General features: G+C 73.2%; 19 protein-coding genes. 9 read left to right on the top strand and 10 right to left on the bottom strand.

Annotated features, from left to right (window positions below; genetic code table 11):
* Positions 1-578 precede the first annotated feature (578 nt).
* A complete protein-coding gene (locus tag EDJALFJO_RS31290) occupies positions 579-2,093 on the top strand; it encodes an LCP family protein (protein ID WP_088290530.1) in 1,515 nt (504 codons plus the stop codon).
* Between the two features lie 82 nt (positions 2,094-2,175).
* Here EDJALFJO_RS31290 and EDJALFJO_RS31295 read toward each other — a convergent pair whose 3' ends face one another.
* The 3 genes from EDJALFJO_RS31295 to EDJALFJO_RS31305 all read right to left on the bottom strand — a co-directional run bounded on the left by EDJALFJO_RS31295 (position 2,176) and on the right by EDJALFJO_RS31305 (position 4,605).
* Positions 2,176-3,414: an NAD(P)/FAD-dependent oxidoreductase gene (locus tag EDJALFJO_RS31295; RefSeq protein WP_088290532.1), complete on the bottom strand. Its 1,239-nt coding sequence runs from the start codon at positions 3,412-3,414 to the stop codon at positions 2,176-2,178.
* Positions 3,415-3,417: 3 nt separating this feature from the next.
* Positions 3,418-3,606 (bottom strand): ferredoxin, encoded by a 189-nt coding sequence (locus EDJALFJO_RS31300; protein ID WP_088290534.1) that lies wholly within the window; start codon positions 3,604-3,606, stop codon positions 3,418-3,420.
* A gap of 93 nt (positions 3,607-3,699) precedes the next feature.
* Positions 3,700-4,605, bottom strand: coding sequence for a catechol 1,2-dioxygenase (locus EDJALFJO_RS31305; protein WP_088290562.1), 906 nt, complete (start codon positions 4,603-4,605; stop codon positions 3,700-3,702).
* A gap of 343 nt (positions 4,606-4,948) precedes the next feature.
* On the opposite strand from EDJALFJO_RS31305, the gene EDJALFJO_RS31310 reads away from it, so the two are divergent.
* Genes EDJALFJO_RS31310 through EDJALFJO_RS31325 form a run of 4 tightly spaced genes read left to right on the top strand, consistent with a single transcriptional unit; the run spans position 4,949 to position 9,207 of the window.
* The gene (locus EDJALFJO_RS31310; RefSeq protein ID WP_369812596.1) at positions 4,949-6,208 is read left to right on the top strand and encodes a glutamine synthetase family protein; all 1,260 of its coding nucleotides are present in this window, start codon (positions 4,949-4,951) and stop codon (positions 6,206-6,208) included.
* A gap of 28 nt (positions 6,209-6,236) precedes the next feature.
* Positions 6,237-7,523, top strand: coding sequence for a cytochrome P450 (locus EDJALFJO_RS31315; protein WP_088290538.1), 1,287 nt, complete (start codon positions 6,237-6,239; stop codon positions 7,521-7,523).
* Positions 7,520-8,248: a type 1 glutamine amidotransferase gene (locus tag EDJALFJO_RS31320; RefSeq protein WP_088290540.1), complete on the top strand. Its 729-nt coding sequence runs from the start codon at positions 7,520-7,522 to the stop codon at positions 8,246-8,248. Before EDJALFJO_RS31315 ends, EDJALFJO_RS31320 begins: the two co-directional genes overlap by 4 nt.
* A 17-nt stretch (positions 8,249-8,265) precedes the next feature.
* Positions 8,266-9,207 carry a hypothetical protein gene (locus EDJALFJO_RS31325; protein WP_088290542.1) on the top strand — a complete coding sequence of 314 codons (942 nt, stop codon included), beginning with the start codon at positions 8,266-8,268 and terminating at the stop codon, positions 9,205-9,207.
* Between the two features lie 13 nt (positions 9,208-9,220).
* Here EDJALFJO_RS31325 and EDJALFJO_RS31330 read toward each other — a convergent pair whose 3' ends face one another.
* The 3 genes from EDJALFJO_RS31330 to EDJALFJO_RS31340 form a co-directional block, all read right to left on the bottom strand.
* Complete coding sequence (locus tag EDJALFJO_RS31330) at positions 9,221-10,285, bottom strand: 2Fe-2S iron-sulfur cluster-binding protein (RefSeq protein WP_369812597.1); 1,065 nt, start codon at positions 10,283-10,285, stop codon at positions 9,221-9,223.
* A gap of 56 nt (positions 10,286-10,341) precedes the next feature.
* Entirely contained in the window at positions 10,342-12,057 is a 1,716-nt protein-coding gene (hcp, locus tag EDJALFJO_RS31335) for a hydroxylamine reductase (RefSeq protein ID WP_088290563.1), read from the bottom strand.
* Positions 12,058-12,248: 191 nt separating this feature from the next.
* The gene (locus EDJALFJO_RS31340) at positions 12,249-12,944 is read right to left on the bottom strand and encodes a Crp/Fnr family transcriptional regulator (RefSeq protein WP_198950820.1); all 696 of its coding nucleotides are present in this window, start codon (positions 12,942-12,944) and stop codon (positions 12,249-12,251) included.
* Between the two features lie 158 nt (positions 12,945-13,102).
* Here EDJALFJO_RS31340 and EDJALFJO_RS31345 point away from each other — a divergent pair, with 158 nt between their 5' ends.
* Entirely contained in the window at positions 13,103-14,608 is a 1,506-nt protein-coding gene (locus EDJALFJO_RS31345) for an APC family permease (protein ID WP_158220637.1), read from the top strand.
* A gap of 70 nt (positions 14,609-14,678) precedes the next feature.
* On the opposite strand, the gene EDJALFJO_RS31350 is transcribed toward EDJALFJO_RS31345, so the two are convergent.
* From EDJALFJO_RS31350 to EDJALFJO_RS31360, 3 genes are read right to left on the bottom strand one after another with little or no spacing between them, the layout of a single operon-like run.
* Positions 14,679-15,671 (bottom strand): LLM class flavin-dependent oxidoreductase, encoded by a 993-nt coding sequence (locus EDJALFJO_RS31350; RefSeq protein WP_198950821.1) that lies wholly within the window; start codon positions 15,669-15,671, stop codon positions 14,679-14,681.
* 1 nt (position 15,672) lies between these two features.
* Positions 15,673-16,485 (bottom strand): acetoacetate decarboxylase family protein, encoded by an 813-nt coding sequence (locus EDJALFJO_RS31355; RefSeq protein ID WP_198950822.1) that lies wholly within the window; start codon positions 16,483-16,485, stop codon positions 15,673-15,675.
* Positions 16,486-16,532: 47 nt separating this feature from the next.
* Positions 16,533-18,032 carry an APC family permease gene (locus EDJALFJO_RS31360; protein WP_198950823.1) on the bottom strand — a complete coding sequence of 500 codons (1,500 nt, stop codon included), beginning with the start codon at positions 18,030-18,032 and terminating at the stop codon, positions 16,533-16,535.
* A gap of 202 nt (positions 18,033-18,234) precedes the next feature.
* Here EDJALFJO_RS31360 and EDJALFJO_RS31365 point away from each other — a divergent pair, with 202 nt between their 5' ends.
* On the top strand, positions 18,235-19,752 hold the full coding sequence (locus EDJALFJO_RS31365) for an aldehyde dehydrogenase (protein WP_088290549.1): 1,518 nt from the start codon (positions 18,235-18,237) through the stop codon (positions 19,750-19,752).
* Between the two features lie 29 nt (positions 19,753-19,781).
* A complete protein-coding gene (locus tag EDJALFJO_RS31370) occupies positions 19,782-20,642 on the top strand; it encodes a fumarylacetoacetate hydrolase family protein (protein ID WP_088290568.1) in 861 nt (286 codons plus the stop codon).
* A gap of 78 nt (positions 20,643-20,720) precedes the next feature.
* Here the strand turns inward: EDJALFJO_RS31370 and EDJALFJO_RS31375 are convergent, their stop codons facing one another.
* Complete coding sequence (locus tag EDJALFJO_RS31375; protein WP_233150145.1) at positions 20,721-22,250, bottom strand: MFS transporter; 1,530 nt, start codon at positions 22,248-22,250, stop codon at positions 20,721-20,723.
* Positions 22,251-22,392: 142 nt separating this feature from the next.
* Here EDJALFJO_RS31375 and EDJALFJO_RS31380 point away from each other — a divergent pair, with 142 nt between their 5' ends.
* Positions 22,393-22,923 carry a MarR family winged helix-turn-helix transcriptional regulator gene (locus EDJALFJO_RS31380; protein WP_088290552.1) on the top strand — a complete coding sequence of 177 codons (531 nt, stop codon included), beginning with the start codon at positions 22,393-22,395 and terminating at the stop codon, positions 22,921-22,923.
* Positions 22,924-22,994: the final 71 nt, after the last annotated feature.

A 22,994-nucleotide genomic window follows, 5' to 3' on the forward strand; every position in this document is an offset into this window, starting at 1 on the left:
CGCCCCGACGGATCCCGCCGCCTCCCCGTGCACGCACGCCGCCTCGACCCGCCCACCACCTAGCCTGCCGACGCCCCGCCCTGCCCCCGCCACCGAGTCCACGCTCTTGCACAGCCCCCGAGCGTGGGCTCGAGCGTGATCTCGAGCGTGCGCCCACCCGGTCGCTCCTGCGACCACTTACCCCCACGCTCGCGCACACGCTCACCGCCCGGCTCGCTGCTGATGGCAGAGCAAGCCCGACGCGCGCACCAGATCGCAGCCACCAACCCCCGAACCATCCCGAACCGGACACCGACAAATCACAATCGTGTCATTCGCCCACTTTCCTGTGAGCCCCCCAGAGGTCGCAACGAACCGACCTGCTCACGCGTCATGCCATGTGAGAATGTCTCCGCAGTCTCTCCAGTGCCGCGGGGGCGTCAGGCGGACTTACGAGCCACGATCGACCTGTCGAGGAGGAGCGCGTGACCCAGGTGGCGCCCCACTCCCATCGGTCCACCGGTGGCGAGCAGCCCCACGGCAACGGTCGCGACCCCCGCTCGACGCGCGCTGCGGCGCCCGGCCCCTACCGTGATCTCATGACGGACGGCGGCGAGGCCCGGGGTCGTCACGCGACGACCTACGGCCAGGGCTTCGGCGGCGTGGTGCTGTGGACCGTCCTCGGCAGTTTCGTCCCGGGCGTCGGCCTCATCATGGCCGGGCGGCGTGCGCTCGGCGGCCTCGTCCTGGCGCTCAACGTGCTCCTCGTGGCCGGCCTCGGCGTGGCCCTCTACATCGCGGGCCTGAAGGGCATCATCGACTTCGCCGCCTCGCCGAGCCGGATCGTCGTCGCCGCCGCGGTGCTCCTCGTGCTCGTGCTGCTGTGGGCGCTCGTCGTCCTCGGGACGCACGCCTCGCTGCGCCGGTACGCGCACCTCACGCTCCCGCAGCGGGTCATGTCGAGCGGCCTCGTCGTCGCCATCGTCGCCCTCGTGCTCATCCCGGCGGCGCGGGTCGCGGACTACAGCCGGATCTACAAGGACTCCGTCTCGTCGATCTTCGCCACGGGCGTGGACGACACGACGGGCAAGAACCCGAACGTCGCGAAGGCGAACCCGTGGGCGGACATCCCCCGGGTCAACGTCCTCATGCTCGGCTCGGACGCCGGCTCGGACCGCACGGGCGTGCGGACCGACACGGTCATCGTCGCGAGCATCGACACGAAGACCGGTCGCACGGTGCTGTTCAGCCTGCCGCGCAACCTCCAGGGCGTGCCGTTCCCGGCGGGGACCCAGCAGGCGGCGGACTACCCGAGCGGGTACCGCTGCCCGGACCAGTCCTGCATGCTCAACGCGCTCTGGCAGTTCGGCGTCGAGCACCGCGCGCAGTACTACTCGAAGGCGAAGTCCGACTGGTCGGCCGGCTACACCGCCGTCAAGCAGGGCGTCGAGCAGACCCTCGGCCTGACGATCGACACGTACGCGATCGTCGACATGAAGGGCCTCCAGCAGTTCGTCGACGCCGTCGGCGGCGTCACGGTGCCGGTCACCGAGAAGCTCGCCATCGGCGGCGCGCACGACGGCAACGGGAACGTCACCCAGTACCCGAAGGCGTACCTCAAGCCCGGGATCCAGCACCTCGACGGCTACTACGCCATGTGGTACGCCCGCTCGCGCTTCAACACCGACGACTACAGCCGGATGACGCGGCAGCGCTGCCTCATCGGGTACGTCCTCGACCAGACCGACCCGATGGACGTCCTGCGCTCGTTCCCGGGGATCGCCAAGGCCGCCAAGGGCAACATCAAGACAGGCATCCCGCTCGACAGCCTCAGTGCGTGGGCCGATCTGGCCCTGCGGGTGAAGTCCGGCGGCGTGAGCAGCCTGGCGTTCACGAACAAGGTGCTCGGCTCGACGGCGGACCCGGACTTCCCCTACATCCAGGAGAAGGTCCAGGCGGCGATCACGGCCCCGGTCAAGGCCTCCCCGACCGTGACGCCGAGCGCGAGCGCAAGCCCCGGCGCGACGAAGACACCCACGCCGTCGTCGAGCCCGACGGACGTCCCGGCCGGCGAGGCCGCGAGCCTCAAGGACGTCTGCGCCCCGGTCGGCTGACCCCAGGACAACATCACGACGAAGGCCCGGCCCCCGCGAGGGACCGGGCCTTCGTCGTGGGACGGTCAGGGGCGGACGGCGCTCAGCGCGGCTGCAGCGCCGTGATCATCTCGGCCCGCAGCTTCATGAGGGACGGCATGAGCCCGACCCCGACGACCCCGACGAGGTCGCCGCCACGCTCGTAGCCGGCGACGAACTCGCCGTCGAGGTCGCCCTCGAGGACCCGCACGGTGTCGGCGACGCCGAGCGACCCGAACGACTGGATCCGGGCGCCGTACTGGTCGCTCCAGAACGACGGCATCGGCGCGAACGGGGCCGGGTCCGGGTCGGCGCCGGCGAGCCCGGCGACGAGCGCGGGAGCCGCCCGCTTCGCGGTGTCGGTCGGTATGCTCCAGTGCTCGACGCGGCGGGGCACGTCGTCGAAGAGCGCGTTGGGGAAGCGGGCGACGTCCCCGACGGCGACGACGTCGGGGCGCGGCCGGCCCTCGAGGTCGAGGGCGCGCATCCAGCCGTCGGTGCGGACGCCGTCCGCGATGTCGAGCCCGGTCGCCGCGAGCCACTCGGTGTTGGGGACGCAGCCGAGCGCCTCGACGACGACGTCGGCGGGCAGCCGGGTGCCGTCGTCCAGGACGACCGCACCGACCCGGCCCGGGTCGGCGTCCGCACCGGTCGAACGTGCCTCGACGACCGCGGGCAGCCGGCCCAGGTGCATCCGGACGCCGTGCGCCTCGTGGCGGCGCCGCATGGCGGCGCCGACCTCGGGCCCGAGCGGGCGCTGCATGGGCACGTCCTCGGGGGCGACGACGTCGACCTCGCAGCCCAGACCGACCGCGGTCGCGGCGACCTCGCAGCCGATGAACCCGGCACCGATGACGACGACCCTGGCCCCGGGCCGAAGGTCGGCGCGCAGCGCGACGGCGTCCTCGAGGGTGCGCACGGCGTAGCGGCCGCCCTCGGGCGCGGGCAGGGTGAGCCGCCGCACGCGCAGCCCGGTCGCGACGACGAGGCCGTCGAAGGGCAGCACCGAGCCGTCGGTGAGGACGACCTCGCGGGTGCCGAGGCTCGCCTCGGCGACGGCGGACCCGAGGCGCCAGGTCACGTCGTCCACGCTCTTGCGCCGGCGGAACTCCAGGGCGGAGAACGCGAGGTCCCCGGCGAGCGCCTCCTTGCTCAGCGGCGGCCGGTTGTACGGCATGTGCGGCTCGTCGCCGACGACGACGACCTCGCCGGTGAAGCCGGCCGCCCGCAGCCCCTCGGCCGCGCGCAGCCCGCCGAGCGAGGCCCCGGCGACGACGACGCGCTGTGCAGGCGCCCCGGTCACGGCTCAGTCCTCGATCGAGATGGCTTGCATGGGGCAGACGTCGGCGGCCTCCTCGACGAGGTCCCGCTGCGACTCGTCGGCCTCGGTCTTGTAGACGAGCTTGCCGTTGTCGTCCAGCTGGAACACGTCGGGGGCGGCGTAGACGCACTGGCCGTGGTCGGCGCACAGGTCCATGTCGACGACGATCTTCACTGCGTTCTCCTCGGGGAGGCCGGATCTGGTGACCGGCGGAATCTACCCGGCGCGGCGGCGCCGGTGGATCAGGGACGGTGTGACGTGGGACGTTCAGCCGGTCGGCGCAGCGGACCGGGCGGTCCAGCCGGCCGCGGGCCGGTCGAACCAGATGTGCACCTGGCCGGTGCCGACCGAGTTCTCGTACTCGCTGAAGCGCCGGCCGGGCGCCGCGCAGCGGCCCTCGCCGAGGGCGCCGATCATCATGAGGTAGTGCGCGAACCGGGCCTCCGGCCTGTGGCGGAGGAAGTCCGGCATCGTGTCGAGCACCCGTGCGTGGTCGCCCGCGGCGAACCAGTCCATCCGCTCGACGTCCGCGGCGTAGGCCTCCGGCGTGAAGATGTGCTCGACGCCGGCGGCCTCGTGGTCGCGGATGACCTGGAGCGGCCAGAACGTGTGGCTCATGGCACCGGAGGCGAGGAGCAGGACCTTGCGGTCCGAGGCCGCGACGGCCTCGCCGATCGCCCGCCCGACGCGCAGGTTGTCCTCGGTGGTGGCCGTCTGGCAGACGCTCAGGGAGATCCAGCGCTTGTCGGGCAGGCCCCTGCCGAGGAAGTGCCAGAGGTTGACCGTCGCGTAGAAGATCGGCAGGTACTGGTCGTCGATGGGGGTGATCCACGTGCCGTTCGGCCCGGCCCGCTCCGCGATGGCCGCGGCGAGCTCGGGGTCGCCGGGGAAGTCGTACGGGATCCGGCACATCCCCCGGGGCAGCTCCTCGGAGGTGAACAGCCCGGCCCGGCGGTCCTGGGCGGTGACGACGTACTCGACCGTCGTGGCCCAGTGCGAGTCGAGGACGACCACCGTGTCGTAGTCGAGGGTGTCGAAGACGTCGGTGCGCAGCCGCTCCAGACCCGCGACGAGCGTCGAGTCCTCGCCGTGGTTGAGCTCCCGGCGCGTCGCCTCCGGCAGCATGATCGTCGGTACGTGGGCCAGCAGACCGGCCCCGACCACCTCACCCATGAGCTCTCCCGTCCCGTGCTGCTCGGCGCGGCGCCGGCCCGCCACCATGGTGCCGCCCGGCCGGGGGTCCTGCCCGCAGGGGCCGGACCGACACGTTCATTTGGTCCCGAACGATATGTGTCGCCCGAGGCCGGGTCAAGACCTGCCGGGACCTCCCCTGGTGCGGACCCCGCGGATCACGGGACTCTTGTCGGGCCGGTCCCGGCGACGTATTGTTCGGACCCAAACAACTCCTGGAGGCACCGTGGCTGACCAGCCGAGCGACCGCCCCGACGATCTCGCAGCCGTGATCGAGGGCCTGCGCGCCCAGGGCGTCGACGTCGTCCGCATCTCCTACTCGGACATGATCGGCGTCGACCGGGGGCGCGACGTCCTCGTCGACGAGCTGCCGACGGCGATGGGCCACGGGCTGGCCTTCTGCCGGGCGGTCTTCCACACGAGCCCCCAGGGCGACGTCGTCCCGGTCGCGGGCGGCCTCGACGCCGGCCTGCCCGACGTCAGCGTCCGCCCCGACCTCTCGACGCTGTCGGCGATGCCGTGGGAGGCGGGCGCGGCCTGGGCCATCGGCGACGTCCGCGGGCCCGACGGGCAGCCGCACAGCGAGAGCCCCCGCGCGGTCCTCGCCCGGGTCGAGCGGCTGCTCGCCGAGCACGGCGTCCGCGGCGTCGTCGGGCCGGAGCTCGAGTACTACCTGCTCGAGCCGGACACCTCCGAGCGGGGCTGGAAGCGCTACGCGGACGCTCCCGGCAACGTCTACGTCGTCGGCTCCAAGGGCGACCCGCGCCGCCACCTCATCAGGACGCTGCGGCTGCTGCGGGACGCCGGCCTGCGGGTGACGGCGGGGAACCACGAGTTCTGCGGCGGCCAGTTCGAGATCAACCTCGACCACTCCGCCGCGCTCGACGCCGCCGACCGGTCGTTCCGGCTCAAGTCCGGGATCCAGGAGATCGCCCGCCTCGACGGGCTGCTCGCGACGTTCATGGCCAAGCCGTTCAACGACGAGGGCGGCTCGGGCTTCCACCTGCACGTGTCGTTCGTCGACGCGGACGGCACGAACGTCTTCGGCGACACGGACGGCGAGCACGGGCTCTCCACGCTGGGTCTGTCGGCGATCGCCGGCGTCCTCGCCCACGCCAAGGCGCTCACCGCCCTCATGAACCCGACGATCAACTCCTACAAGCGGTTCGGGCCGGACACGCTCGCGCCGTGGCTCGTCGACTGGGGCCTGGACAACCGCAGCGCGATGGTCCGGATCCCGCCGGAGCGCGGCGGCGGCTCCCGGATGGAGGTGCGCCTCGGGGACGCCACCGCGAACCCCTACCTCGCGATCGCGGGCACCCTCGCGGCCGCCTACCTCGGCATCCGGGACGGGCTCACCCCGCCCGCGGCGCTCGAGGGCTACGGCTACGACCCGGAGACCGCCGAGATGCTCCCGCAGCGGCTGCCCGACGCGCTCGCCGCGTTCGAGGCCGACACCGCCCTGCAGGAGGTGCTCGGCGAGGAGTTCTGCACGTCCTTCGTGACGTACAAGCGCAACGAGGTCGAGCGCTTCGAGCGGCACGTCACCGACTGGGAGTTCACCGAGTACGCGTACCACCTGTAGAAGCCGTGCCTTCACACCGGGAGCAGACATGACCACGACGCCCGTCGCGCCGTCCGGCGCCGCCGCAGCCACCGACCTGTCCGACCTCGACCTCTTCGCGCAGACCACGCCGTGGGCGGCGTTCGACTCCCTGCGGCGCGACGAGCCGGTGCACTTCAACCCCGAGCAGGGCGGCAACAAGGGGTTCTGGTCGATCACCCGGCACGCGGACATCGTCAACGTGTCCCGGGACGAGGAGACGTTCTCCTCCGAGGTCGCCGCGGTGAACCTCGAGGAGCTCGACACCGACCAGCTCGAGATCCGCAAGTCGATGCTCGAGACCGACGGTGCCCGGCACTTCGCCCTGCGCCGCCTGCTCCAGCGCGACTTCTCGGCCCGCGCGCTCGCGCCGTACGAGACGTTCCTGCGCGGGCTCACCGCGACGACCCTCGACGCGGCCCTGGGCAAGGCGAAGGCCGAGGGCGGGATCGACTTCGTCAAGGAGGTCAGCGCCGACTTCCCGATCCGGGTGCTCGTCCGGCTGCTCGGCGTCCCGGACGACCACGCGTGGCAGCTCATCCGCTGGGGCAACCGGATGGTCGGCAACACCGACCCCGACGAGGCCGACGTCCTGCTCGACTCCCCGGAGAGCGAGCAGTACCGCAACCTGCCGTTCCGCTCGCCGGCGGCGCTCGAGGTCTTCGCGTACGGCGACGAGCTCGCCCGGCAGCGCCGCGGCGGTGAGGGCGAGGACCTCGTCTCCAAGCTCGTCAACCGGGTGCCGGACGACGGGATCCCCCTGTCGGAGCGGGACTTCCACAACTACTTCCTGCTGCTCGTCGTCGCCGGCAACGAGACGACCCGGCACACGATCACGCACTCGATGAAGGCGCTCATCGACCACCCGGAGGCGTTCGCGACGCTCAAGGAGCGGCCCGAGCTGCTGCCGAAGGCCGTCGAGGAGTTCCTGCGCTGGGCCTCGCCCGTCTACCACTTCCGGCGGACGGCGACCAAGGACGTCGAGCTGCACGGCCGGACGATCGCGGCCGGCGACAAGGTCGTCATGTGGTGGGCGTCCGGCAACCGCGACGAGAGCGTCTTCGCCGACCCGTACCGCTTCGACGTCGAGCGTGACGCCCGCGAGCACATGGCCTTCGGCAAGGGCGGCCCGCACCTGTGCCTGGGCAACCAGCTCGCGCGCATGGAGATCCGGATCATGTTCGAGGAGATCCTGCGCCGGGTCGACTCCGCCAAGGAGCTCGAGCCGCCGAAGCGGGTGCGGAGCAACTTCGTCAACGGCTTCAAGGAGTTCTGGGTGCAGGTGCAGGGCTCGTGACGCCGGGCCCGCAGAAGCGGGCGCTGCTCGTCGAGCACGACCCGTACACGAGCCCCGGCCTCGTCGGCGAGGCGCTCGAGGCCCGCGGGTACGCGCTCGAGCGGCGTCTCGTCGTCCCCGAGGAGCGGTTCCACTCCCCCGGCGTCTACCACGACTTCCCCGACCCCCGGGAGTGGGACCTCGTCGTCCCGATGGGGGCGCCGTGGTCGGCGGACGACCACGCGGCGATCGGCTCCTGGCTCGTGCCCGAGCTGGAGATGCTGCGGACGGCGCACGCCACGGGTGTGCCGGTGCTCGGCATCTGCTTCGGCGGGCAGGCCCTGTCGGTCGCCCTCGGCGGCGGCGTGACCCGGGCGCCCGGCTGGGAGATCGGCTGGACGGACGTCGTCACGGCGGACCCGGAGCTGGTCCCGACCGGGCCGTGGTTCCAGTTCCACCAGGACGCCATGGTGCTGCCGCCGGGTGCTCTCGAGGTCGCCGCGAACGCGCACTGCTCGCAGGCCTGGACGATGGGCCGCACCCTGGCCCTGCAGTTCCACCCCGAGGTGACGCTCGACGTCTTCGACCGCTGGCTCGAGACCGGCGGCGCCGCGGTCATCACCGGGCTCGGGATGGACGTCGAGGCGCACCGGCAGGCGACGAAGGACGGCGAGGACGCCGCCCGGCTGCGGACGAAGGCGCTCGTCGACGCGTTCCTCGACCGGGTGGCCGCCCGGCCGCTCTGATCGCTACCGTCCGTTCCGTGACGCCCCCCGCGACCGTCCCCGACCCGGCCGCGCTGCTGCGCGCCGCGTACGGGACCTGGGCGGCGAGCCCGGTGTGGACGCTCTGGGCGCTCACGACGGCCGGCGAGCGGGTCGTGGGCGGGGTCCGGCCCGGGATGCAGTGGATCGAGGCCGGGCACCTGGACGCCGCGGTGCTCGTCGACGGCGCCGTGGCCCGGGTGCGCGGCACCCGGCTGCTCCAGGGCCTGCTCGGACCGGTCGGGCCCGCCCGCGTCGAGGCCGCGGTCCGGGGCCGCTGGGTGAGCTGCCCCGCGGAGGCCTGGCTGCGGCGGGGCGTCGACCACAGTGCGCTCGGCTGGTTCGGCAAGGGTCTCGACGGCTCGGACGACGTCCGGCTCGTCACGGCGGACGATGCCGGCGGCACCCTCGTGGCCCGGCTCCTCACCCGGCGCGGCACCGTCACGGTGCAGCGCACGCGCGACGGCACGACCCGCCTCGTCCAGTGCCTGGACCGCGGCGGCTTCGTCCGGTGGACCTGGGACGACGTCCCGCTCGTCGTGCCCCGGCCCGGCCCGGACGAGGTCGTCGCGCTCGACGAGGTGCTCCGGTCGCTCGGGCCGGCCGAGGACCGGCCCGAACCGGTGCCCGCGCCGGCCGGCCGGCCGGTCCGCGAGGAGCCGGTCCGGCAGCCCGGCCGGGCGACCGTCGAGGTGTTCGCCCCCGACGAGCCCGGCGAGCAGTGGTCCCTCTACAGCGACGACCTCGCCGCCGTGCTCGGGGTCGAGGCCGGGCACGAGGCGCAGACGCTCGCCCTCCGGGCGCTCGCCATGCACGTGCCGCACCTCGTGCACCTCGTCGAGGGCGACTCCTACGACACGGTCTTCTCCGCGTACGTCCCCGACGAGCGGACGGCGCGGGAGATCGCCGAGGTGCTGCGCCGGCTGCAGGCACGGCCCTGAGCGCAGCGGCCCCTCAGGAGGGCAGGCAGCGCTCCGAGTGCACCTGGTCAGCGGGCACGCCGGCGTCGACGGCCGTCCGGCTCGCCGCGTCCACGAGCGCCGGAGGGCCGCAGACGTACAGGTCGGGCCAGTCGACCGGTCCGCCGCCGGACGCGGCCGCCAGCTCGGCGAGGTCCTTCTCCAGGGCGTCGGCAGGGGTGCCGACCATGCCGTCCCACGCGCCGTCCGGGTGCCACACGCACGGGACCAGGGCGGCGTCCGGGAGAGTGTCGAAGGCCTCCGCGAGCTCCGGGAGCAGGTCGAGGTCCGGCAGCTCCGGCTGCGCGTTGACCCCGAGGTAGATCCGGACCGGCTGCGGGTCGCCCCACTCCGACATCCGGCGCACCATCGACGCCAGCGGCGCGAGCCCGGTGCCGCCCGCCACGAACCACCGCGGCCGGACGCCGTTCTCGTGCAGCCCGAACGCGCCCATCGGACCGCGCACGACGACCTGCGCGTCCTCGAACCCGTCGGACAGCCAGCCGGCCAGGATCCCGCTGAACCAGCCGCCGGGCTGCAGCCGGACGAGCAGCTCGGCCTCGCCGTCCCAGTTGGCGACGTTGGCGAGCGAGTAGGCCCGGCGCAGCTCCTGGCCCGGCAGGGACACCTCGACGAACTGGCCGGACTCGAACTCGACGGCGGCGCCGCTCACCTCGTCCGGCTCGAGGGCGAGCCGGACCCGGACGGTGAGGCCGTCCGGGCTCACCGCGTCGACCGCCAGCACCTGCGCCCGGCGCTCGGGCACCGAGCCGTGGATCACCCGGTTGCCGTCGAAGGGCAGCGACACCTGCAGCGGCTCCGTCGGGTACGTGCAGCACAGCAACGACGCGCCGGCCGCCCGGTCCTTCTCCGGGAGCGCCTGCGGGCTGTGCTCGCCGAGCTCGTGCGCGCCCTCGACCGTCGCGTAGCACGCACCGCAGGACCCCTTCTGGCACATGGACGGCAGCACGTACCCGGCGCGGGCGGCAGCGCTCAGCACGTCCTCGCCGGGAGCGCACCGGACGTCGAACCGGATGCCGTCCCTCGTGGTGAGCACCACCGGGAGGCCGGACGACGCATCCGGGCAGGATGCGCCGTCCGTCAGGATCGGCGACGTCACGCGAGGCACTCCGCGAGGTCCGCCGCGGGGTCGCCGACCGGCGCGATGCCGAACTGCTCGACGAGGACGCCGACGAGCGCCGGGGTGAGGAACGCCGGCAGCGTCGGGCCGAGCTTGATGTCACGGATGCCCAACGCCAGCAGCGTGAGCAGGACGGCCGCGGCCTTCTGCTCGAACCACGACAGCACGAGCGACAGCGGCAGGTCGTTGACCTCGCAGCCGAACGCGCCGGCGAGCGCGACCGCGACCTGGATCGCCGAGTACGAGTCGTTGCACTGGCCGACGTCGAGCAGCCGCGGCAGACCGTCGACGCCGGGGACGGTGCCGAAGTCGTGGTCGTTGAACCGGAACTTCGCGCAGCCCAGCGTCATGACGACGGTGTCGGACGGCGTCGCGGTGGTGAAGTCGGTGTAGTAGTTGCGCCCCGGCGCCGCGCCGTCGCACCCGCCGACGAGGAAGAAGTGCTTGATGGCACCGTCCTTGACCGCCTGGACGACGGTGTCCGCCGCCCCGAGCACCGCACCCCGGCCGAAGCCGACGGTGAGCGTCGGCCCCTGCGCCGCGGCGTCCGCCTCGGTGAACCCGGGCAGCGCCTGCGCCGCCTTGATCGCCAGCCGGAAGTCGGTGGGCTCGCTGTGCTGCCCCACCGGCGCGGAGGAGCCAGCCACCGGGCCGATGTGCCGCACCCCGGGCCAGCCGACCGGACCGGTGGTGAAGATCCGCGACCGGTAGGCCGGCTGCGGCTCGATGATGCAGTTGCTCGTCATGACGATCGCGCCCGGGAACCGGGCGAAGTCGGTCTGCTGGTCCTGCCACGCGCCGCCGTAGTTGCCCGCGAGGTGCGGGTACGCCTTGAGCAGCGGGTAGCCGTGCGCCGGCAGCAGCTCGCCGTGGGTGTAGACGTCGATCCCGAGGTCCTTGGTCTGCTCGAGGATCGCGGCGAGGTCGCGCAGGTCGTGGCCGGAGACGAGGATCGCCTTGCCGGGGCGCGGCACGGTCGCCACGGCGGTCGGCTCCGGGGTGCCGAACGTGCCGGTGTTGCCGGCGTCGAGCAGCTCCATGACGCGCAGGTTGACCCGGCCGAGCTCGAGCGAGCGCTCCAGCAGCGCGGGGACGTCGGTCGGGTCGGAGGCGAGGAAGTCCATCGCCGACTCGACGGCGGCGAAGACGACGGGGTCGGTCTGGCCGAGCACCGCGGCGTGGTGCGCGTACGCGCAGACGCCCTTGAGCCCGTAGAGGACGAGGGCCCGCAGGCCGACGACGTCCTCGCCGACGGTCTCGACGCCGGCCCGGACACCGACCTCGGCCGCCTGCAGCAGCATCGCGTCCGTGGTCCGCTCCGGGACGAAGGCGGCGGGGCCGTCGAGCTGCTCGGCCTCGACGCCGGCGGCGGCCGCGGCCGCCTCGTAGCCGGCGCGGACCCGGTCGCGGACCTTGGCCGCCTCGGTGACGAGCTGGACGAAGCGGGTCGCGGTGAAGTTCACGTTCGTCAGCGTGGTGAACACGGCGTACAGCACGAAGTCGGCCGCCGCGTCGTCGCCGGCACCGAGAGCGCGGGCACGGGTGCCGTACTGGCAGACGCCCTTCAGGACGTGGACGAGCAGGTCCTGCAGGTCGGCGGTCGTCTCGTCCTTGCCGCAGGTGCCGTGGTCCACCTGGCAGCCGAGGAGCGGGAGCGAGCGGTCGGTCTGTTCGCACTGGAAGCAGAACACGTCGGGGCCTTCCGGTCGGTGGTGCCGCACGGGCACGCGTCGTGGCCGGGCACACGGAGCAGTGCCCGGCGCGGGCATGGACCGGACGCTAGGCAGCCGCCGCGGGGCGTTCCTTGACCCAGGTCAAGGGCGGCGCGAGGACGCCGTCCGTCCGCCCCCGCGGCCGGCGCCGGCGGGACCGAGGTCCTGGCTCAGGCGCCGGACCAGGCCGCGAGCCGGGCGAGGTCCGGCAGCGTGACGTGCCGCCCGTCGACCTCCGCGAGACCCTGCTCGACGAGCGACCGGAGGACCCGGGAGAACGTCTCCGGGGTCAGGCTGAGCCGGGAGGCGAGCACCGCCTTCCCTGCCGGCAGCCGGACGACGGCCGCCCCGCCCGCGCGCAGCGTCGCGTCGTCCGGCGCGGCCTCGGCGAGCAGGAAGGCGATGACCCGCTGGGTGCCGGAGTGCAGGGCCATCGCGCTGACGTCGGCGACCATCGTGTGCAGCCGGACGGACATCCCGGCGAGCATCCGCCGGGCGAAGGTGGGCTCGGCGTCGATGAGGTCGAGGACCGTCCGCCGGGGCACCGACAGCAGGTCGGCCGCGACGAGGGCGGTGGCGGTCACCGGGTAGGGCCGGTCGGCGAACATGACGCCCTCGGCGAAGGTCTCGCCGGCACCGACGATCTCCAGGACCTTCTCGTTGCCCTCGGCGGAGGTGACGGCGAGCTTGACCTGGCCGCGCAGGACGACGAAGAAGCCGGTGCACTCCTCGCCGCGGTGGAAGAGCACCTCGCCGCGACCGAGCGCGACCGGCGCGGCCGCGGCCGCGAGCACGGCGAGGAGATCGGCGCTGACCTGGGAGAACAGCGGGAGGCGGGCCAGGACGACGCCGACGGACGATGTCACCGGCGTCATTCTTCCAGCCGAATCCCGGGCACAAACGGGGCGTAGCGTAAATTTACGGACGCAAACCGTCCCAGCCCCTGGTCCGTGTGACCTTGGTCCCCCTAGAGTCGGCGCGCTGCATGGGGGCCATACGTGTTTTCCAGGGAAGGACAACGAGCGTGTCTCAGTACGACACCGACGACGCACCCCGGCTCGGGGGCGGTCAGAAGCTCAGCCTCCTCGACGCGGTCGCGCAGTCGATCGGCTTCGTGGGGCCTGTGTTCTCCATCGCCTTCCTCGTACCGCTCCTGGTCGGCCTGACCTCGGCCAGCGGCCGGGGCGCCGGCGACGCCGCACCGCTGGCCGTCGTCCTCGCCTCGATCGGTGTCCTGGCGCTCGGCTGGATCATCTCCGAGTACGCCCGCCGCATCTCCGCCGCGGGCTCGCTGTACGACTACATCAGCGACGGTCTCGGCAGCCGGTTCGGCGGCACCTTCGGTCTGCTCTACTACGTCGGCATCCTGGCCCTGGGCTCCGGCCTGGCCGTGATGATCGGCGGCACGATCCACGACACCCTGGCCGGCGAGTTCGGCAGCGCTGTCCTGCCCGAGGGCGTGTGGGACCTCGTCGTGATCGGCCTCGTCGGCGCCATCCTCTACTTCGGGGTGGCGTTCTCGACCCGGGCCCAGCTCGTCCTGGCGCTGCTGTCGGTCGCGACCGTCCTCCTCTTCTCGCTCTACGTCATCGTCAAGGTCGGCGGCGACAACGACCTCGGTCGCGCGCTCAGCCCGTCGTCGTCCGAGACCGGCTTCTCCGGCGTCCTCTTCGGCGTCCTCTACGGCGTGCTCCTCTTCACCGGGTTCGAGACCTCCGCGAACCTCGGTGAGGAGACCGAGCACCCCAAGCGCGACATCCCGCGGGCCGTGCTCATCAGCGTGCTGCTCGTCGCCGGCTTCTACTTCATCGCCACCTACGCGCAGGTCGCCGGCTTCAAGTTCGACCTCGGCGCGATGGGCGACGCGGCCGGCGGCCCGCTGTTCGCGCTCGCGAGCAGCGCCGACGACGGCGGCTTCGGCTCGACGGCCGTCCGGCGGCTCCTCGAGCTGGTCGTCGTCCTCGACATGCTCGCCGTCCTCATCGGCTGCGCCGTCGCGGCGTCCCGCGGCCTGTTCGCCCTCGCCCGTGACCGGCGCCTGCCGTCGGCGCTGGCGAACGTCTCGCCGCGGAGCACGCCGCTCAACGCGACGATCGTCGTCCTCGGCGCCTTCCTGCTCACGACCGCCGTCACCCTCTGGGTGCCGGGCTTCGTCGAGCTCACCGGGCCGGACGGGGCGCCGCTGGGGCTGCCGCACTACGTGTCGGTCTTCTCCTGGATGGCGGCGCTCGGCGGCTTCTCGCTCGCGGTGATCTACCTCGTGCTGTCGGTCGGGGCCGTCCGCGGCCTGGCCGACCACGCGCAGCCGTGGAAGGTCTACCTCGCGGTCTTCGTGAGCATCCTCGTCACGGGTGCGGCGATCTTCGGTGCGATCTACAACGTGCCGACGCCGACGATCTACGTCGTCTGGACGACGCTCGTGGTGTTCGTCATCAGCCTCGTGCTCGCCTTCGTGTCGCCCGGCGTCGAGCCGAGCGGTCACGAGTGGGACGACCTCAACCCTGCCGACCAGGGGCCGCAGAAGCTCTGACCACCCGCACGCACGACGGCGCCGCCGGACCCCTGGGTCCGGCGGCGCCGTCGTCGTCCGTGGCGACCCGCTAGGCGAGGAGCGCCTCGCTGCGCCGCACGAGCTCGCGGCAGAACGCGCCCATGCCGGCCGCGTCGTCGGTGTACTGGCCCGGCTTGACGCACAGCGTCGTGAAGCCGTCGGCGACCAGGCCGGGCACGGCCTCGAGGGCCTCGGGCAGGCTGCCGCACGCGTCGTCGGCCGGGAACGTCGTCCGCACGCCGCCGACGAGCTCGAGGTCGGACGGCGTCCGGCCGGTCGGCGCGAGCACCCCGGCGAGGGCCGCCCGGTCCTCGGCGGACGGCCGGCCGAGCGGGTGCCAGCCGGAGCCGTAGCGGGCGAGCCGGCGCAGCAGGGCCGGGTGCGTCGCCTGCCCGCCGAACCACATCGCGGGCCCCTGCGGCCGCGCCGGGCCGGGTGACACCCAGACGTCGTCGAAGCTCCAGAACCGGCCCTCGTGGCGCAGGGGCGCGCCCGTCGCGGCGGCCCGCCACGCGGCGTCCCAGACCTCGAGCTGCTCGTCGAGCCGGGCGCCGCGCTCGCGGAACGGCACCCCGAGCGCCGCGTACTCCTCCTCGTGCCACGACACCGTCGGCTGGACGACGAGCCGCCCGCCCGACAGCGCGTCGAGGGTCGCGAAGTCCTTGGCGAGGAGCAGCGGGTGCCGCAGCGGCGAGATGACCGCGCACGCCGCGAGCCGGACCCGCTCGGTGACCGCCGCCATCGCCGAGAGCATGAGCAGGGACGACGGCCACGGCATGTCCGGGTCCTGGTTGCCGGGCATCGCGTAGTCGCGCGGGTTCGCCATCCGGCCCGCGGCACCGGCCGCCGGCCCGAGGACGACGTGCTCGCTCACCATGACGGCGTCGATGCCGGCGTCCTCGGCCTCCTGCGCCCAGCGGACCATCGTCCGCAGGTCCGCCGGCGTGCCGCCGGAGTGCATCGTCCAGTTCTCGGAGAGGACGAGAACCCAGCGGACGCCGCCCGCCGGCCTGCCGTCGACGCTCCCCTCGGCAGCGCTCACCTCAGCCCTGCCAGAGGGTGCGACCGCCGTTCCAGACCACGCCGATCTGGCGGTAGTAGCCGCCGATGACCTCGCGGACCGGCAGCGCCGCGAGCTCCTCGGTCGGGGACTCGAACAGGCTCAGCTCGTCGACGTCCGCCGCGAACGTCGCGCCGATCGAGGCCGACGCGCCGCCGGACTCGATGAGCTCGACGTGGGCGTCCCCGACACCGTCGATCGACGGCAGCCAGCGGTGGTGCGCCATCGGGTGCCCGTTGACGAAACCGTTGCTGCTGCTCGGTTCGCGCAGCGTGATGACGGCCTGCGCGAGGCGCCGGTCGGCGGCCGCGAGGGTCGCGCCGAACCGGCCGCCGGCGGCGAGCGCCGGAGCGCCCTCGGTGAGCGGGTGCGAGCGGGTCATGTGGATCGAGCCGAGCTTCTTCGGGTAGCCCTGGTGGATCCCGCGGAGCATCGCGAAGTCCTTGTCGACCCAGATGAACGCGCACCGCGAGTACGTCCGGCCCTCGAACGAGCACCGGATCACCACGAACGCCTCTTTGTACTGCGAGCGGACCGGGTCGAGCAGCTCGGCCCGGTCCGCCCCGCAGGACTGCCAGTCCGCCCAGATGAGCGCGACCGCGCCCGGGTCCTCCGCGGCCGGCGAGAGCGGCTCGGGCAGCAGGGCCGCGACCCGCTCCGGGTCGGTCCGGTACTCGACCGTGAGGAGGTCGCCGGAGTAGAACCACGGCGGGGTGGGCAGCAGGCTCGAGCGCCCGCTCGCCGTCCGGGGGTAGAAGAAGCCCTGCATCGCCGCACCGTCCTGGGTCTGGCTCATCGCCGTCCGTCCCGTCTGTACTCGTAGTCTGCCGGTCAGATGTCCCGTCAGATGTCGCGGTGCCGGCCCATCTCCGCGTACCGCTGCGGGTCGCGGCCGCGCAGCACACCCGCCGCGACGACACCGAGCACCGCGGCCACCGGCACGAGCAGCGGCAGGCCCCACGTGAGCCAGCCCTGCGGCCCGATGAGGTCGTCGAAGCTGATGTAGGCGAAGACGACCGCCGCGACGAGCGCCACGCCGGCCACGAGCGGGGCGACGAGCGTGCGGCCGAGGTTCGCGTCGAGGTCCGGGTGCCGGCGGAAGAAGGCGACGACCGCGAACGACGCCATCGCCATGAGCACGAGGACCGCGAGCGTGCCGAGGTTCGTCAGCCAGACGAAGAGCTGGGTGACCGGGTCCCGGTCGGTGACGACGAAGACGGCGACGACGACGGCCGCGAGCGCGCTCTGGCTCACCGACCCGGCGTGCGGGCTGAGGTGGACGGCGTGCGTGCGGCCGAGGGTGTCCGGGAGCAGGCCTTCGCGCCCCAGCGCGAAGAGGTAACGCGCGACGGCGTTGTGGAAGGCGAGCAGCGCGGCGAAGACGCTCGTCGCGAAGAGCAGGCTCATGACCTGGACGAAGCCGGTGCCGACGTACGCGTCGCCGATCGCGAAGAGCATGACGGTCGGGTCCGGGCCGAGGTCGGAGATGAACTTCTGGACGCCGTCGAGCCCGCCCGCGTTGACCATGAGCCAGGTCGTGAAGACGTAGAAGACGCCGATCGTCAGGACGGCGACGTACGTCGCGCGCGGGACGGTCCGCTTCGGGTCGCGGGCCTCCTCGCTGTAGATCGTCGTCGCCTCGAAGCCGACGAACGCGGCCGAGTTGAAGAGCACGGCGAGCGCCAGGGCGCCGCCGCCGAGGCCGGTCAGGGCGTCCCAGCCGAACGGCGAGGCCGAGATCGGCGCGCCGGTCGCCATCGTGCCGCCCTTCGCGAGGATCGCGGCGTCGAGCACGAGGACGACGACGAACTCGGCGACGACGAGCACCGAGAGCACCTTGAGCGACAGGTCGACCTGCCGGTAGCCGAGCACCGCGATGAGGGCGAGCGCGGCGAAGGAGCAGACCCACCAGGGGACCTCGACCCCGACCGGGTCGGCGAGGAAGCCGCTCATGGCGACGCCGAAGAGCCCGTAGAGGCCGATCTGCATCGCGTTGTAGCCGAGCAGCGCGAGGAAGGCCGCGGCGCCGCCGGCCTGCTGGCGCAGCCCGCGGGAGATGTAGGAGTAGAACGCCCCGGTGCTCGTGTGATGGCGCGCCATCGCGGTGTAGCCGACCGAGAACACCAGGAGCATGAGGACGACGAGCACGTACGCCGCGGGCACGCCCGCACCGTTCGAGAACGCGATCGCCGTGGGCGCACCGCCGGCCATGGCGGTCAGCGGCGCGGCCGCCGAGACGACGAAGAACGCGATGCCGAAGACGCCGAGCGAGCCTCGGCGGAGCTGGTGGGTGCCGTCGGCGCCGGCGGTGCCGGCGGGGGGCGCCTCGGAGGGCTGGACCACGGGGTCTCCAGGGTCTCGATGGGCGGGCGGACCCGCCGTCACGGCGGGGCCCAGATCGTTAGGGCCCGAACGATAGGCTGCCGGAGGCGAGGTTTCAAGGGGTCCGCCGCAGGATGTCCGCGCAGGTGGCCGGGGATACGGTTCCCTTGACGAGGCGCGTCCGTCACGGCAATCATTCGGTACCGAACGTTGAGGAGGGCGCATGAGCGACGACACCGCGACGGCCACGGTCGAGGGCGTGGAGGTCGACACCCGGCACTGGATCGGCGGCCGGCGGGTCGCCTCGGTCGACGGGCCGGCGAGCACCTTCGAGGACGTCTCCCCGCTCGACGAGGCGACGATCGCCCGCGTCGCGCGCGGCGGCGCCGCCGAGGCGGAGGCCGCCGTGAGCGCCGCGGCCGACGCCTTCCCGGGCTGGGCCCGGACCCCCGCCGCCGAGCGGGCCGAGGTCCTGCACCGGATCGCGGACGGCGTCGAGAAGCGGCTCGAGGAGCTCGCCCGGGTCGAGACCCGGGACAACGGCTCGCTCATCCGCTCGCACCGCCGCGGCGTCATGCCCCGGGTCGCGATGAACTTCCGGTTCTTCGCCGACCACCTGCTCCGGCTGGACTCCGGCGACGTCCACCCCGACTTCATGACCCGCGGCCACCGCAACCACGTCACGTGGGACCCGGCCGGCGTCACCGCGATCATCACGCCGTGGAACGCCCCGCTCATGCTCGCGACCTGGCGGATCGCGCCCGCGCTCGCGGCCGGCAACACCGTCGTCGCCAAGCCGCCGGAGTGGGCGCCGCTCACCGCCTCCCTGCTCGCCGACATCGCCGCCGAGGCCGGGCTGCCGGACGGCGTGCTCAACGTCGTCCAGGGTCTGGGCACCGAGGCCGGCGCCCCGCTCGTCGCCGACCCGCGGGTGCGCCGGATCTGCTTCACCGGCTCGGTGCCGACGGCCCGCTCCATCGCGGCCTCGGCCGCGCCGAACGTCACGCCGACGTCCTTCGAGCTCGGCGGCAAGTCCCCGCTCGTCGTCCTCGACGACGCCGACCTCGACCTCGCGGTGACCCTGGCGGTCGAGCAGTTCGACAACTCCGGCCAGGTCTGCCTCGCTGCCGTCCGGATCCTCGTGCACTCCTCGCTCCACGACGCGTTCATGGCGAGGTTCCTCGAGCGGGCCGGGCAGATCCGGCAGGGCGACCCGCGCGACGAGGCGACCGACATCGGTCCGCTCATCGCGCGGCGGCACTTCGAGCGGGTCTGCGGGTTCGTCGAGCGGGCCGTCGCGGACGGCGCGACGCCGCTGCTCGGTGGTGGCCCGAACACCGACCTCGGGGGGCTCTACTTCCGCCCGACGGTCTTCGCGGGCGCCGCTCCCGGCAGCGAGATCCTCTGCGAGGAGGTCTTCGGTCCGGTCCTCACCGTGCAGTCGTTCGACACCGACGCGCAGGCGGTCGCGCTCGCGAACGGCACCGACTACGGCCTCGCGGCCACCCTCGTGAGCGGCGACCCCGAGCACGCGCAGCGGGTGTCGGCACAGCTGTCCGCCGGGACCGTCTGGGTCAACTGCTTCTTCGTCCGCGACCTCGGCGCCCCCTTCGGCGGCAACGGCCGCAGCGGTATCGGCCGCGAGGGCGGGACCTGGTCGTTCGACTTCTACAGCGACGTCAAGAACACATGCACCGCGCCGAACGGCTGGACGACCCCGCCCGCGTGGGCGCAGGGCTGAGCGAGCCCACCCGACAGGAAGGCACCGACATGAGCACCGAGACCGTCGAGTACCGCCGGATCCTCCTGGAGGGGGCGCAGGTCCAGGTCGTCCGCGAGGGTGACGAGCTCGTCGCCGGCGACGGCCGCCGGGTGAAGGCCGCGGACGCCGTCCACCTGCCGCCCGTGCAGCCGACGAAGATCCTCGCCGTCCACCTCAACCACATCAGCCGGGCGCGCGAGTTCCAGGCGAAGATGCCGCCCGCGCCGTACTGGTTCAGCAAGCCGACCTCCGCGCTCAACGCGCACGAGGGAGCCGTCGTCCGGCCGCTGGGCTGCAAGTGGCTCAACTACGAGGGCGAGGTCGCGATCGTCATCGGCCGGACGACGCGCAACGTCGCGCCGGCCGACGCCGGGCAGTACATCGCGGGCTACACGGTCGCGAACGACTACGGCCTGCACGACTTCCGCGACACCGACGCCGGCTCGATGCTGCGGGTCAAGGGCTCGGACACGCTCGCCCCGCTCGGCCCGGGCCTCGTCACCGGCTGGGACTTCCACGACAAGCACATGCAGACCCGGGTCAACGGGAAGGTCGTCCAGGACGGCTCGACCGCCGAGATGACGTGGGACATGCACTACCTCGTCGCCGACGTGGCCCGCACGATCACGCTCTACCCGGGCGACGTCATCCTCTCCGGCACCCCCGCGAACAGCCGCACGGTCTACCCCGGCGACGTCGTCGAGGTCGAGGTCGAGGGGCTCGGGACGCTGCGCAACCACATCGTCGACGGCCCGACGGCGATCCGCGAGGACGTCGGCGCGCAGCCCACGGAGTCCGAGGAGGTGCTGTCGACGGCGCTCGGCGGCGACTGGGAGTTCCGCGGCATCCGGGCGCCCCGCCGCGACTGACGCCGGCCCGTCCTCCGGCGGGTCACGCACCCCAGAACCCAGGTTCGGGGTCGATAACCCACCAGAGGACGGCCCCCTCTACTGCTCGAGGACCTCGTCGCCGTCGAGGGTGCGCGTGCGGCGCGGCATGGCGGCCACGCCGAGGGCGATGACGGCCGCGACGACGACCAGCCCGACGAACACGTGGTGCATCGCGACCGCGAGCGCCTGGCGGACGACCTCGCGCAGCGCGTCGGTGCCGGTGCCGTCGACGAGCAGGGCGGTCGCGGCGTCCAGGTCGTCGGGGACCGGTCCGACCGCGGACGGCGCCGCGCCGAGCCGGCCGAGCATCGTCGCGTTGGCCACGGCGCCGAGGACGGCGGCACCGACGGCGCTGCCGACCGTGCGGCCGAACATGTTCGTCGACGTGACGACGCCGCGCTGCTCCCAGCCGACGACGGACTGCACGGCGACGACGACCGGCGCGGAGGCGAAGCCCATCCCGAGCCCGATGACGAAGCACGTCGCGGCGACCCACCAGACCGACGTCCCCGCGCCCCAGAGCGTGCTCGCGCAGCAGCCGAGCAGGACGACGGCCGTGCCGATGAGCGCGGTGTCCCGGAAGCCGATCCGCAGGTAGACCTTGCCCGACTGGCTCGCCGCGATCGGCCAGCCGATGGTCAGCGCCCCGACCGCGAGACCGGCGACGACGGGGCCCGTCCCGAGGACGTTCTGGACGTACGTCGGCACGAACGACGACAGCCCGACGATCATGACGCCGACCCCGACCTGGCTGAGGTTGCCCGCGACGAGCACGCGGCGCGAGAGCACCCACAGCGGCAGCACCGGTTCCGGCGCGCGGCGCTCGACGAGCACGAAGACGACGAGGAGCACGAGCCCGCCGCCGAGCACGGCGATGCCCGCCGGGCCCGTCCAGGCCCAGGCGACACCGCCCTCGAGGAGACCGAGGATGACGAGGCTGCACGCGAGCACGAGGAGCGCGGCACCGAGCACGTCGAGCCGGTGCTCGCGCCGCTCGACCTTCTCCCGGAAGCGTCGCGCGATCATCACCGCGGCGAGCAGGCCGAGCGGGAGGTTGACGAGGAAGACCCAGCGCCACGAGACGTACTGGACGACGAAGCCCCCGAAGAGCGGGCCGATGACCGCCGAGGCGCCCCAGACGGACGCGACGTAGCCCTGGACCTTCGAGCGCTCCTGCACCGTGTACATGTCCGCGACGATCGTCATGACCATCGGCTGGACCGCGCCCGCGCCGAGCCCCTGCACCGCCCGGGCGGCGATGAGCACGGGCATGCTCCAGGCGAGGCCGCAGAGCAGCGACCCGAGGACGAACAGCCCGATCCCCAGCAGGAGCACGGGGCGGCGCCCGACGACGTCCGCGTACCGGCCGTAGAGCGGCGTCGTCACCGCCTGGGTGAGCAGGTAGGCGGAGAAGAGCCACGGGAACTGCGAGAAGCCGCCGATCTGGTTGACGATCGACGGCACCGCCGTCGCGATGACCGTCCCGTCGATCGCGACGAGGGAGAGGGTGAGCATGAGGGCCGCGAGGACGGGGCCCCGCTCGGACCTCAGGCCGACCCCGGCGGCGATGCTGCTCGGTCCGGTCACGCCCCAGTCTCGCGCGGCCCCGACGATCCGACCTCCCCGGGGGTGGGGGTCGCGGGGCATAGGATCGCTCGACGGGGCAGCACGAGCAGTACGGCAGTACACACAGCGGTGCAGGGGACCAGCAGGTGCGGAAGGGGATGCCGTGACCGGTCAGTACACCCTGGGGCAGACGGAGCAGGCCGTCGAGGAGCGCCTCAGCGGTCTGCCGATCGACCGTGGCGCCATGGCCGCGATCGGCAACCTCTACCGGGCCGCCGGCGTCGTCCGGAACCACTTCGAGCGCACCGTCCTCGCGTCGCACAGCCTCACGTGGACCGCCTGGGTCGTGCTGTGGGTCGTCTGGGTCTGGGACGACATCGAGACCCGGCACGCGGCGTCCGAGGCGGGGATCTCCAAGTCGACGCTCACGGGTGTCGTGACGACCCTCGAGGGCCGCGGGCTCGTCAAGCGGCGGGCCCACCCCGGCGACGGCCGGCGGGTGCTCCTGTCCCTCACGCCGCGGGCCCGACGCCTCATGGACGAGCTGTTCCCGCTGTTCAACTCGCACGAGACGCAGGCCGTCGCCGCGCTGAGCAGCGCGGACCTCGAGACGTTCACGACGTCCCTGCGCAAGATCATCCAGCACCTCGAGACGCTCGACGGCACCGCACCGGCCGAGGACCCGAACACCTGACCCGCGGTCACCGCGCGTGCCCGCCGGCGCGGGCCGCAGGGCCGGGAGGGCGGCGGCGCGCGCGTTCGGAT

Origin of the sequence: Kineosporia sp. A_224, from assembly GCF_002198655.1 — a bacterium.
Taxonomy (GTDB): domain Bacteria; phylum Actinomycetota; class Actinomycetes; order Actinomycetales; family Kineosporiaceae; genus R-H-3.

What these genes read in the sequence shown, in the direction of transcription:
- EDJALFJO_RS31310 (WP_369812596.1), top strand. Translation starts at nt 4,949, where the DNA reads ATGATCGGCGTCGACCGGGGGCGCGACGTCCTCGTCGACGAGCTGCCG.
- EDJALFJO_RS31365 (WP_088290549.1), top strand. Translation starts at nt 18,235, where the DNA reads ATGAGCGACGACACCGCGACGGCCACGGTCGAGGGCGTGGAGGTCGAC.
- EDJALFJO_RS31305 (WP_088290562.1), bottom strand. Translation starts at nt 4,605, where the DNA reads ATGGGTGAGGTGGTCGGGGCCGGTCTGCTGGCCCACGTACCGACGATC.
- EDJALFJO_RS31370 (WP_088290568.1), top strand. Translation starts at nt 19,782, where the DNA reads ATGAGCACCGAGACCGTCGAGTACCGCCGGATCCTCCTGGAGGGGGCG.
- EDJALFJO_RS31315 (WP_088290538.1), top strand. Translation starts at nt 6,237, where the DNA reads ATGACCACGACGCCCGTCGCGCCGTCCGGCGCCGCCGCAGCCACCGAC.
- EDJALFJO_RS31290 (WP_088290530.1), top strand. Translation starts at nt 579, where the DNA reads ATGACGGACGGCGGCGAGGCCCGGGGTCGTCACGCGACGACCTACGGC.
- EDJALFJO_RS31355 (WP_198950822.1), bottom strand. Translation starts at nt 16,485, where the DNA reads ATGAGCCAGACCCAGGACGGTGCGGCGATGCAGGGCTTCTTCTACCCC.